Source organism: Amycolatopsis magusensis, from assembly GCF_017875555.1.
In the GTDB taxonomy this organism is placed as follows: domain Bacteria; phylum Actinomycetota; class Actinomycetes; order Mycobacteriales; family Pseudonocardiaceae; genus Amycolatopsis; species Amycolatopsis magusensis.
Map to the genome: position 1 here is coordinate 2,972,819 of NZ_JAGGMS010000001.1, position 11,863 is coordinate 2,984,681.

The window sequence follows — 11,863 nt, forward strand, 5'->3', positions numbered from 1 at the left end:
GGGTTGGTAGTCGCACCACCTGCCGAGGAAGCCGAGCAGCTCAAACCGGCCGGAGCACGCACGAACCTGCTGCGCCTGGCCGGAATCGTGCTCGCCCTCGGTGCCCTCGGCTTCGTGTTCATCCTCAGCATCGCGATCGGCACCAAGGACATCCCCCTCGCCACCGCGTGGCACGTCCTGTGGAACAACGACGGCTCCAGCGAGGCCGTGATCATCCACGAGCTGCGCATCCCGCGCACCCTGCTCGGGATCGCCATGGGCGCCGCGATCGGCCTGTCCGGCTCGCTGATGCAGGCACTGACCCGCAACCCGCTCGCCGACCCCGGCCTGTTCGGCATCAACCTCGGCGCCGCCGCCGCGATCGTCATCGGCATCGCCTTCCTCGGAGTCACCTCGATCCTCGGCTACGTCTGGTTCGCCTTCGCCGGCGCCGCAGTCGCATCGGTGGTCGTCTACGTACTCGGTTCAGCCGGCCGCAGTGGCTCATCACCCGACCGCCTCGTACTCGCCGGCGCCGCCGTGACCGCAATGCTGTTCGCCTTCATCAGCGCGGTGGTCCTCCTCAACGTCGAAGTCTTCAACAAGTTCCGCTTCTGGAACGTCGGCTCCCTTGTCGGCCGAGGCACCGACACCCTGCTCCAAGTCTTGCCCTTCATCGCGCTCGGCGTCCTGATCGCGCTGATCCTCGCCCGCCCGCTGAACGCCCTGGCGCTCGGCGACCAGGCAGCCAGCGCCCTCGGCGCACACGTCACCGCCACTCGCGTGGCCGGCGCCATCGCGGTCACCCTCCTGTGCGGCGGCGCCACCGCGGCGATCGGCCCGATCGGCTTCGTCGGCCTCGCCGTCCCACACGCCGCCCGCCTGATCGTCGGCCCCGACCACCGCTGGGGCCTGCCGTACTCAATGGTCCTTGCCGCGATCCTCCTGCTCGGTGCCGACGTGCTCGGCCGAACCTTCGACGACACGGAAGAGGTGCAGGTCGGCATCATGACCGCGATCGTGGGTGCACCGGTGTTCATCGCACTGTGCCGCCGCCGGAAGCCGGCGCGACTGTGAACGCCCTCAAGAACTCCGCCGCCACCCGGATTCTGCGCGCCCCCGGCGGCCGGATCTCGCTGCGCGTCCCCGCCCGCGCGGTCATCGTCTGCGCCGTACTGGCGATCGCCGTCGCGATCGTGTCCGTAGTCAGCCTGACCACCGGCGACTACAAACTCTCCGTGCCCGAAGTGGTGGCCACGCTCTTCGGGCAGGGCCCACCCGGCGCCGACTTCATCGTCACCACTCTGCGCCTCCCACGTCTGCTGGCTGCCCTCTTGGTCGGCGCGGCGCTCGCGGTAAGCGGCGCCATCCTGCAAAGCCTTTCCGGCAACCCCCTCGGCAGCCCCGACATCATCGGCTTCAGCCACGGCTCCGCGACCGGCGCGCTGATCGTCATCATCACCACCACAGGCGGCATGCTGGAGACCGCGCTGGGTGCACTGCTCGGCGGCATGGTCACCGCGATCGTCGTCTACCTCCTTGCCTTCAAACGGGGCATGCACGGCCTGCGCATGGTGCTCATCGGCGTCGGCGTGAGTTCGATGCTGTTGTCCGCGAACTCCTACCTGATCACCAGGGCGAGCCTGCAGGACGCCGTCTCCGCTCAGGCCTGGCAAGTCGGCGGCCTGAACGGACGAGGCTGGGAACACGTGCAGCCGGTAGCCATCGCGCTGGCTGTGCTCCTTCCCATCGCCGCGTACTACGGGCGACGACTCTCGATGCTGGAGATGGGCGACGACGCGGCCAAGGGCCTCGGCGTGCCCGTCGAAAGGAGCAGGCTGGTCCTCTTCGGTGTCAGCGTGACCCTTTGTGCAGTGGCGACTGCCGCCGCCGGTCCGATCACGTTCCTCGCTCTGGCCGGTCCCCAACTCGCCCGCAAGCTGACCCGTGCCGCTGGCCCCAACCTTTTCGCGTCGGCGTTGATGGGCGCGTTCCTCCTGGTCGCCAGCGACCTCGGAATCCAGCGACTGTTCCCGTCACAGCAACTACCCGTCGGCATCGCCACTGGCGTCCTCGGCGGCGGTTACCTCGCCTGGATGCTCGCCGTGCGGTGGCGCGCTCGCAGCTGACGGCCGATCAGCCACAGCTGGCCAACAACGGTGTGATCACGGTGCAGGTCACCGACGAGGTGTCGTTCGCCGAATTGAGGTCCTCGGGCACCGCACCAGAACGGTTCGCCGTGAAGGTGAACGGCAGCCCGATGGTCAGCAGGCCGTAGGGCACTGAAAACGCCGCGGTGCCCTTCCCGCCGTTTGCCAACTGGCCCACGGAACAGGTCACTTTGCCCGGCGAAGGCGCGCAGTTGGTTCCGGCAGTCGCCTGCAGGCCGGTCGGCAGTGACGTGGTCACCGTCGTGCTCGTCGCCGGGTCGGGACCGTTGTTCGTGACGCTCACGGTGAAGTCAACTCGTCCACCCAGCAGCCCGGGCTTCGGAGTGCCGGTGAGCTTGATCGTCCGGTCCGCTCTCGCGTCCACTGTGATGGCCGGGCCGTCGACGCGCTCGCTCGCGTAGTTGCTGCCGAAAAGCTGGCCCTGCAACTGGTGAGTGAAGTCCGGCGCACTGGCCGCGACCTTCAACGTGAAAGTGACCTGCGCGGACTCTCCCGCGGACAGTGCTTCGGGGAGCGTGCCCGAATAGCCGACTGGCCCGTTAGGACCATCCACAGTGGAACAGGTGACTCCGGAGCAGCTGACCAGTGTGGTGAACGAGGGCAGGTTCTGCGGCGTGCTGAACAAGCGGGTCGTCGGGTGCAGCACGGTGAAACCGTGGATGTTCGTGACGGTCTCCGTGACAACTACGGTTCCGCCAGGGTGCACGGTGGAGGCCGAGGCGGAGATCTGAACTTCTGCCGGATCGGCGCCTGCCGGCGCGGCGCCCACCAATGCTGTGAGTCCGCCCAACAGCACAGCAGCGAGCAGCGGTCGGTTCCGGCGCATGGTGACACCCTCTCGCCAGGGCCAACCCAGGCAGGGCAGCCGATATCCATGATTCGTACTTTCGACCGAAGCCGTTACACCATCCGTCAGACACCATCCCGCCCGCGTGCATGCAGCCGGTGGCATCCACCTCTCCGGACACCCCTCGCTACCGGTTCGAGATCGACCCACCAGCGACGCGACAGTCACCGACTGCTTGACCATCCGCTTGGTCAAACGGTGACGGTTCAGAGTCTGGATCGGTCGCCGTCGCACCACTCAGTCTGTGAGTGCCAGTTCGAGATAGCCGGAGCTGCCACGAGGACGGCGACCTGCATGCCTGTATCGATGGTCCGCGACGCGTGGCTGCCGTTCTTGTGTATCGCTCAGCCCTTCATACACGGGCGGTACCTAGATGTCGATTTGCAACTACGCGAACGGGCCGTTGCCACGCTTTTTCCCTATGACCTGTTCCGTTCGAGGCCCTTTCTCAAATCGGTAGTCGACACGTGGGCTCATTGCTGCTTACCGTAGTTGCGTGTCCGACAACTCTCGGAATCCTTCCGACGACGAACTCGCCGCGAGCCACCTCGCTGCTGTACGCAAGCTCGACATGGCCTACGCGGAGCTTCTCCGCGGCATCGCGGAGATGCAGGATCGTGAGCTGCACAAAGGTTTCAACAGTCTCACTCAGTTTCAGACGGAAAACGATCGCATCACGAAGGGAGAGGCGCTCGCGCGAGAACGGGCAGCTGATTTGCTGTACCGACAACGAGGTCCTGATCCGCCACCGTTGGCCGAGGTAGGGGAAGCGCTGGCCAACGGCCTGATCAACCGAGAACATGTGGTTGAAATCTGCAAGGTGACGAATATCCTGTCGGACAAGGTGCCTGCCGCGGACCTGGTAGCACACCAGCGGAACCTGCTCGTCCTGGCGCAGCAGGCGCGGCCGCACGAGGTGCGCAAGGTCGGGCGGCGAATCGTGGACTTCGTCGAACAGAACAGCAAGACGGCCGAGGACGACGATCGGGAACAGGTTAATCCGCAGTGCGAGCTAAGCGTGTGGCAGGCCAAGAACGGTCGCTGGCAGTTGCGGGGCGCTCTCGACCGCCTCGGTGCGCAAACCTTGCAAGGATTGCTGGGTGTCTTGGCCAAGCCGAAGCCCAAAGACACGGCCACCGGTGCCCCTGATCCGCGGTCTACGGCTGAGCGGCAAGGAGACGCCTTGGTCGAGATTCTGGAGTTGGCTGCCCGCTGCGATGACCTCCCAGTACAGGGAGGTGAGTCGGCGACCTTGATGTTGAGGATCAACCTGGACGAGATGACGACCAACCAGCCAGTGCTGGTCAACGACTCGACCTACGTTTCGATGAACACGGCTCGTCGGATCTGCTGCAGTGGTGCCGCGGTCACGCCGGCCATCTTCCGCGGTGGCGCCGAGAACCTGACGCTCGGCAGATCGAGTCGCACGGCCACTAAAGCGCAGCGTAAGGCGCTTGCGGTCCGTGACCACGGGTGCGCATTTCCGGGCTGCACGCGTACACCTAAGTGGACCGAACCGCACCATGTCGTTTTCTGGACGAACAGCGGGCGGACTGATCTGAACAACCTAGTCTTGCTGTGCGGTCGGCACCACCGCGTCATCCACCACACGGATTGGCAGGTCCACATGATCAGCGGACGCCCTGCCTTCTACGCACCGCGATGGCTCGATCCGGCTCAGACACCGCAGTACAACTTCGCTCACCGCGCTCCAGACCGAGCTACCGCGTAGATTCGGTTGGCTCGATGATCGGCTCGGGAAGGAGACGGTGGAATGGCCTCGACGGAGAGGGTCGCGGTGGTAACCGGAGCAGGCTCCGGTATTGGCAGGGTTGTGGCGCAAGCCCTGCTTGAGGACGGGTATCAGGTCGCACTAGCCGGTCGGCGGCCGGAGCCGCTGGCCGAAACTGCGGCTGGGTTCGACGGGGCCGAGGTGATTCCCACCGACGTGGCGTCGGCCGAGTCCGTCGCCGCGCTGTTCGACGGTGTGCACAGCAAGTGGGGGCGGGTAGACCTGCTCTTCAACAACGCTGGAACGTCCGGGCCAGCGGGGGACGTCGACGAGATCTCGCCGGAAGACTGGGCGAACACGGTCGGGATCAATCTGACCGGTTCGTTCCTCTGCGCGCACCATGCCGTGCGCTTGATGAAGGAGCAGCGACCACGCGGCGGCCGGATCATCAACAACGGTTCGATCTCGGCGCACTCACCGCGCCCTCAGCGAGCTGCCTACACCGCGACCAAGCACGCGATCACCGGCTTGACCAAGCAGATTTCGCTGGATGGCCGGGCCCACGACATCGCTTGTAGTCAGATTGACATCGGCAACGCCGCGACCGACCTCGCCGCGGCGATCGCCGATGGCGTGCCGCAGGCGAACGGGACGATGATGGCCGAGCCGACTTTCGACCCAGCTCACGTGGCGAGTGCGGTGCTTTACATGGCGAGCTTGCCGCTCAATACGAATGTTCAGTTCATGACCATCACCGCCACGAACATGCCATACATCGGCCGGGGCTAAGCCGGGGCCGGTGTTCTGGAGAGGTAGATCAGGTGAAGAAGAAGCGGAGGAGACCCGGCGACGACGCTGGCACCGGGGCTCCTCCGCCGGCTCAGGAGATCGGCCGGTCGGTCGGCGCGATCGGTGCCGGGAGGATGTCCCGGCCGGTGAGCTGGGCGTCCACCGCGGAGGCGGCGGAGCGGCCCTCGGCGATCGCCCACACGATGAGCGACTGCCCGCGGCCCATGTCGCCGGCGACGAAGACGTCGTCGAGGCTGGTCCGGAACTTTGCGTTGCGGGCGACGTTGCCGCGCTGGTCCAGGTCCACGCCGAGGTCTTCCAGGAGACCGGGGCGTTCCGGGCCGACGAAGCCCATGGCGAGGAGCACCAGCTCGGCGGGCAGTTCGCGCTCGGTGCCCTCGACCGGAACGAACTTGCCGTTCTCCGAGCGCACCTCTACAAGGCTCAGCGCGCGGACGCGGCCGGAGTCGTCGGCGAGGAACTCTTGAGTGTTCACCGAGTAGAGCCGCTCGCCGCCCTCCTCGTGAGCGGAGGAGACACGGTAGATCATCGGGTAGGTCGGCCAGGGGTGCGCATCGGAGCGGAGCTCCGGCGGGCGGGGCATGATCTCCAGCTGGGTCACCGAGGCGGCGCCTTGGCGGTGGGCGGTGCCGACGCAGTCCGCGCCGGTGTCGCCGCCGCCGATCACCACGACGTTCTTGCCGTTGGCGTTGATCGGCGATTCGGTGAGCTGTCCGGCGGCGACTCGGTTCGCCGGGGGCAGGTACTCCATCGCCTGGTACACGCCGTCGAGCTCGCGGCCGGGGATCGGCAGGTCGCGCCAGGCCGTTGCGCCGCCTGCGAGGACCACGGCGTCGTGGTTGGCTCGCAGGTCGTTGACCGACAGGTCCTTGCCGACGTTGACGTTGGTGCGGAACTCGGTGCCCTCGGCGCGCATCTGGTCGAGGCGGCGGTCGAGGCGGTGCTTCTCCATTTTGAACTCGGGGATGCCGTACCGGAGGAGGCCGCCGATGGCGTCGGCTCGTTCGTAGACCACCACGGTGTGGCCGGCGCGGGTGAGCTGTTGGGCCGCGGCGAGGCCGGAGGGGCCGGAGCCGACGACGGCGACCTTCTTGCCGGTGCGCTTCTCCGGGATCTGCGGGGTGACCCAGCCTTCCTCGAAGGCCCGGTCGATGATGGAAATTTCCACGCGCTTGATGGTCACCGGGTCGTTGTTGATCCCGAGGACGCAGGCGGTTTCGCAGGGCGCGGGGCACAGGGTGCCGGTGAACTCCGGGAAGTTGTTGGTCGCGTGCAGGCGTTCGCTTGCCTCGCGCCAATCTTCCTTCCAGACCAGGGTGTTCCACTCCGGGATGAGGTTCCCGAGGGGACAGCCCTGGTGGCAGAACGGGATGCCGCAGTCCATGCAGCGGCCCGCCTGCTTTTCCAGTTTGGTGGTCGCGAAGTCCTCGTAGACCTCCCGCCAGTCGAGCAGTCGGAGATCGACCGGCCGTCGTTGCGGCAGTTCGCGTTCGGTGGTCAGAAAGCCCTTGGGGTCAGCCATGTGCGGCCTCCATGATCGCCTCGTTCACGTCGCGGCCTTCGCGTTCGGCGGCGGCCTGAGCGAGCAGCACTCGCTTGTAGTCCTTCGGCATGACTTTGCCGAACCTGGTGACCGCGGTGTCCCAGTCGGCGAGCAGTTCGCGGGCGACGGCCGACTCGGTTTCGTCGTAGTGCCGTTCGATCGCGTCGCGGAGCAGTTCGGTGTCTTCGTCGTCGAGCGGCTCGAGCTCGACCATCTCGGTGTTGAGCCGCTTGGTGTCGGCGTCGAGCAGGTACGCGATGCCACCGGACATGCCGGCGGCGAAGTTGCGCCCGACCGTGCCGAGCACGACCACCCGGCCGCCGGTCATGTACTCGCAGCCGTGGTCGCCGACGCCTTCCACGACGGCCAGCGCGCCCGAGTTCCGCACGCAGAAACGTTCGCCGACGCGTCCGCGGATGAAGATCTCGCCGCTGGTGGCGCCGTAGCCGATCACGTTGCCGGCGATGATGTGGTCCTCGGCGGCGTACTGGGCTTCCTGCGGCGGGCGGACGATGACGCGGCCGCCGGAGAGGCCCTTCGCGACGTAGTCGTTGCCGTCGCCGATGAGCCGCAGGGTGATGCCCTTCGGCACGAAAGCGCCGAACGACTGGCCTGCGGTGCCGGTGAAGGTGACGTCGATGGTGCCGTCGGGCAGGCCTTCGCCGCCCCAGCGCTTGGTCAGTTCCGAGCCGAGCATGGTGCCGACGGTCCGGTTGACGTTGCGCACCGGCAGTTCCAGCCGCACCTTGTCACCCGAGTTGAGCGCGCCTTCGGCCAGCTGGATCAGGGTGTTGTCCAGCGCCTTGTCCAGGCCGTGGTCCTGCGCGACGACCTGGTGCCGCGCGGCTCGCGGCTCCAGCTCGGGCACGTGGAAGATCGGCGAGAGGTCGAGGCCGGAGGCCTTCCAGTGGTCCACCGCCTTGCGGGTGTCGAGCAGCTCGGCGTGCCCGACCGCCTCGGCGATCGACCGGAAACCCAGCTGCGCCAGGTACTCCCGCACCTCCTGCGCGATGAACTCGAAGAAGTTCACCACGTACTCGGCCTTGCCGTTGAACTTCTCGCGCAGCACCGGGTTCTGGGTGGCGACACCGACCGGACAGGTGTCCAGGTGGCACACCCGCATCATGATGCAGCCGGAGACGACCAGCGGGGCGGTGGCGAAGCCGAACTCCTCCGCGCCGAGCAGCGCGGCGATGATGACGTCACGGCCGGTCTTGAGTTGGCCGTCGGTCTGCACCACGATCCGGTCGCGCAGGCGGTTCGCCAGCAGCGTCTGCTGCGTTTCGGCGAGGCCCAGCTCCCACGGTCCGCCGGCGTGCTTGATCGACGACAGCGGCGAAGCGCCGGTGCCGCCGTCGTGCCCGGAGATGAGCACCACGTCGGCGTGCGCCTTCGACACCCCTGCGGCGACCGTGCCGACGCCGACCTCGGACACCAGCTTCACGTGGATGCGGGCGTTCGGGTTGGCGTTCTTCAGGTCGTGGATCAGCTGCGCCAGGTCCTCGATCGAATAGATGTCGTGGTGCGGCGGCGGCGAGATCAGGCCAACTCCCGGCGTGGAGAACCGGGTCTTGGCGATCCACGGGTAGACCTTCGCGCCGGGCAGCTGACCGCCCTCGCCGGGCTTCGCGCCCTGCGCCATCTTGATCTGGATGTCGTCGGCGTTGACCAGGTACTCGCTGGTCACCCCGAACCGCCCGCTCGCGACCTGCTTGACCGCCGAGCGGCGTTCCGGGTCGTAGAGCCGGTCGGCGTCCTCGCCGCCCTCACCGGTGTTGGACTTGCCGCCCAGCCGGTTCATCGCGATCGCCAGCGTCTGGTGCATCTCTTTGGAGATCGAGCCGTAGGAGATGGCGCCGGTGGCGAAGCGCTTGACGATCTCGGACACCGGCTCGACCTCTTCGAGCGGGACCGGCGGGCGGGCGCCCTCCTTGAACCCGAAGAGCCCGCGCAGGGTCAGCAGGCGCTCGGCCTGGTCGTCGACCTGCTTGGTGTACTCCTTGAAGACCTCGTACTTGCCGGACCTCGTGGAGTGCTGCAGCTTGAACACCGTCTGCGGGTTGAACAGGTGCGGCTCGCCCTCGCGGCGCCACTGGTAGTCGGCGCCGGTTTCGAGTTCGCGGTGGCTGGGCCGCACGCCGTCGGCCGGGAACGCCCGCCGGTGCCGCCGCGCGACCTCCTCGGCGATGGTCTCGAAGCCGATGCCGCCGAGGCGCGAGGTGGTCCCGGTGAAGCAGGTGCTGATGACCTCTTCGCCGAGCCCGATCGCCTCGAAGATCTGCGCGCCGGTGTAGGAGGCCACGGTGGACACACCCATCTTCGACATCGTCTTGCGCACGCCCTTGCCCAGTGCCTTGATCAGGTTCCGGGTGGCCTGCTTCGCGTCGGTGCCGGCGATGTGCCCGCCGGAGGCGAGTTCCTCCACCGTCGCCATCGCGAGGTACGGGTTCACCGCGGCCGCGCCGTAGCCGATGAGCAGCGCGATGTGGTGCACCTCGCGGGCGTCGCCTGCCTCGACCAGCAGGCCGACCTGCGTCCGGGTCTTCTCGCGGACCAGGTGGTGGTGCACCGCGCCGGTCAGCAGCAGCGACGGGATCGGCGCGTGCTTCTCGTCGACCCCGCGGTCGGACAGCACGATCAGCCGCGCGCCCTCGGCGATGGCCTGCGACACCTCGGCGCGGATCTCGTCGAGCCGCCGGGTGAGCGCCTCGGCGCCACCGTCCACTTCGTACTTGCCGTACACGGTGACCGCGCTGAACTCCGGCAGGGTGCCGTCGTCGTTGATGTGCACCAGCTTGGCCAGCTCGTCGTTGTCGACCACCGGGAACGGCAGCACGATCCGGCGGCAGGATGCGCCGTCGGCGGTGAGCAGGTTCGGCTCGGCGCCGAGCTGCGCGCCCAGCGCGGTGACCAGTTCCTCGCGGATCGCGTCCAGCGGGGGGTTGGTGACCTGGGCGAACAGCTGGGTGAAGTAGTCGAACAGCTGCCGCGAACCGCTCGACAGCGGCGCGAGCGGCGAGTCGTTGCCCATCGAGCCGATCGGTTCCGCGCCGGTGCGGGCCATCGGTTCGAGCAGGACGTCGAGTTCTTCTTCGGTGTAGCCGAACGCCTGCTGCCGGCGGACCAGCGCGGCGTGCGGGGGCACCTCGCGCTCCCGCTCCGGCAGGTCTTCCAGCTGGAGCAGCCCTTCCTGGACCCACTCCTGGTACGGGTGTTCGGCGGCGAGCCCGCCCTTGATCTCGTCGTCGTCGATGATGCGGCCCTCGGCGGTGTCCACCAGGAACATCCGGCCGGGCTCGAGGCGTCCCTTGCGGACGATCGACGACTGGTCGATGTCCAGCACGCCGACCTCGCTGGCCAGCACGACCAGGCCGTCTTCGGTGACCCAGTACCGTGCCGGGCGCAGGCCGTTGCGGTCGAGCACGGCGCCGATCTGGGTGCCGTCGGTGAACGCGACCAGCGCGGGCCCGTCCCACGGCTCCATCAGCGTGGAGTGGAACTCGTAGAACGCCCGGCGGGCCGGGTCCATCTCCTCGTGGTTCTCCCACGCTTCCGGGATCATCATCAGCACCGCGTGCGGCAGCGGACGGCCGCCGAGGTGGAGCAGCTCCAGGACCTCGTCGAAGGAGGCCGAGTCGCTCGCGCCCCGGGTGATCACCGGGTAGAGCCGCTCGAGGTCACCGGGGATGAGGTCGCTGGCGAGCATGGACTCGCGGGCGTCCATCCAGTTGCGGTTGCCGCGGAGCGTGTTGATCTCACCGTTGTGCGCGACGTACCGGTACGGGTGCGCCAGCGGCCACGACGGGAACGTGTTGGTGGAGAAGCGCGAGTGCACCAGGCCGATGGAGCTGGTGACACGCTCGTCACCGAGGTCCGGGAAGAAGCTCTCCACCTGGGCCTCGGTGAGCATTCCCTTGTAGACGATGGTGCGGGCCGACAGGCTCGGGAAGTAGACCTCGTCCTCGACCAGCTCGTGCTCGGCGCGCTTGCGCACGCAGAAAGCGGCTCGCTCCAGCGCCAGTCCGGTCAGGTCCGCGGAGCGCGAGCCGAGGAAGAGCTGGCTGAAGTGCGGCATCGTGGCGGCCGCGGTCGGTCCGGTGTGCTCGGTGCGCACGGGCAGCTCGCGCCAGCCCAGCACCTCGGTGCCTTCTTCGGCGGCGATCCGCTCGATCGTGCTCACCGCGCGGCGGCGGGCGGTCTCGTCGACCGGCAGGAAAGCGGTGCCCACGGCGTATTCGCCGGGGGCGGGCAGGTCGAACTCGGTCACGGCGCGGAAGAACTCGTCCGGGACCTGGATCAGCAGGCCCGCGCCGTCACCGGTTTCCGGTTCGGCGCCGCGGGCTCCGCGGTGTTCGAGGTTCCGCAGGGCGATGAGTGCCTTGCGGACGATCTGGTGGTCTCGTCTCCCGGTGAGATCCGCGACGAAGGCGACCCCGCAGGCGTCGTGCTCGAACTGCGGGTCGTACAGGCCTCCTGGCCTGCGGTGGTGCTGATCATGGCGGGTCACGGCTGGCCGCCTCCTCGGGCGTAGGCAGTGCCGGGCGTCACCCGATAGGGGCCGGTCTGGCGGACTCGGCTAACGGGTGGGCCCCGGACTGCGATGGTCAGTCGAGAGCGAAACGCGTAAGCCCGGAAATCCTGGGCACGCTGATCGACAGGAGCCACACGGCACTGGGTGGCCTGTGCACCGCGCTGTGCACGACGTCGTTGTGTGCTGGGCACACGTGGGTAAGCGCGGTGGCCGAGATCCGTGTGGTGGTGGTCTGCTCGGCGTGCGCTAC

General features: G+C 67.7%; 7 protein-coding genes. 4 read left to right on the plus strand and 3 right to left on the minus strand.

Annotated features, from left to right (window positions below; all coding sequences use genetic code 11):
- Nucleotides 1–3: 3 nt before the first annotated feature.
- Both JOM49_RS13580 and JOM49_RS13585 read left to right on the plus strand, forming a co-directional pair.
- Nucleotides 4–1,056 carry a FecCD family ABC transporter permease gene (locus tag JOM49_RS13580; protein WP_209664646.1) on the plus strand — a complete coding sequence of 351 codons (1,053 nt, stop codon included), beginning with the start codon at nucleotides 4–6 and terminating at the stop codon, nucleotides 1,054–1,056.
- Nucleotides 1,053–2,108 (plus strand): FecCD family ABC transporter permease, encoded by a 1,056-nt coding sequence (locus JOM49_RS13585; protein WP_282769897.1) that lies wholly within the window; start codon nucleotides 1,053–1,055, stop codon nucleotides 2,106–2,108. The genes JOM49_RS13580 and JOM49_RS13585 overlap by 4 nt, the downstream gene beginning before the upstream one ends.
- 7 nt (nucleotides 2,109–2,115) lie before the next feature.
- Here the strand turns inward: JOM49_RS13585 and JOM49_RS13590 are convergent, their stop codons facing one another.
- Entirely contained in the window at nucleotides 2,116–2,976 is an 861-nt protein-coding gene (locus JOM49_RS13590) for a DUF11 domain-containing protein (RefSeq protein ID WP_209664647.1), read from the minus strand.
- A 517-nt stretch (nucleotides 2,977–3,493) separates the two neighbouring features.
- On the opposite strand from JOM49_RS13590, the gene JOM49_RS13595 reads away from it, so the two are divergent.
- Both JOM49_RS13595 and JOM49_RS13600 read left to right on the plus strand, forming a co-directional pair.
- A complete protein-coding gene (locus JOM49_RS13595; protein ID WP_209664648.1) occupies nucleotides 3,494–4,729 on the plus strand; it encodes an HNH endonuclease signature motif containing protein in 1,236 nt (411 codons plus the stop codon).
- Nucleotides 4,730–4,771: 42 nt separating this feature from the next.
- A complete protein-coding gene (locus tag JOM49_RS13600) occupies nucleotides 4,772–5,518 on the plus strand; it encodes an SDR family oxidoreductase (RefSeq protein WP_209664649.1) in 747 nt (248 codons plus the stop codon).
- A 91-nt stretch (nucleotides 5,519–5,609) separates the two neighbouring features.
- Here the strand turns inward: JOM49_RS13600 and JOM49_RS13605 are convergent, their stop codons facing one another.
- Complete coding sequence (locus tag JOM49_RS13605) at nucleotides 5,610–7,061, minus strand: glutamate synthase subunit beta (RefSeq protein ID WP_209664650.1); 1,452 nt, start codon at nucleotides 7,059–7,061, stop codon at nucleotides 5,610–5,612.
- A complete protein-coding gene (gene gltB / locus JOM49_RS13610; protein WP_209664651.1) occupies nucleotides 7,054–11,589 on the minus strand; it encodes a glutamate synthase large subunit in 4,536 nt (1,511 codons plus the stop codon). Before gltB ends, JOM49_RS13605 begins: the two co-directional genes overlap by 8 nt.
- Nucleotides 11,590–11,863: the final 274 nt, after the last annotated feature.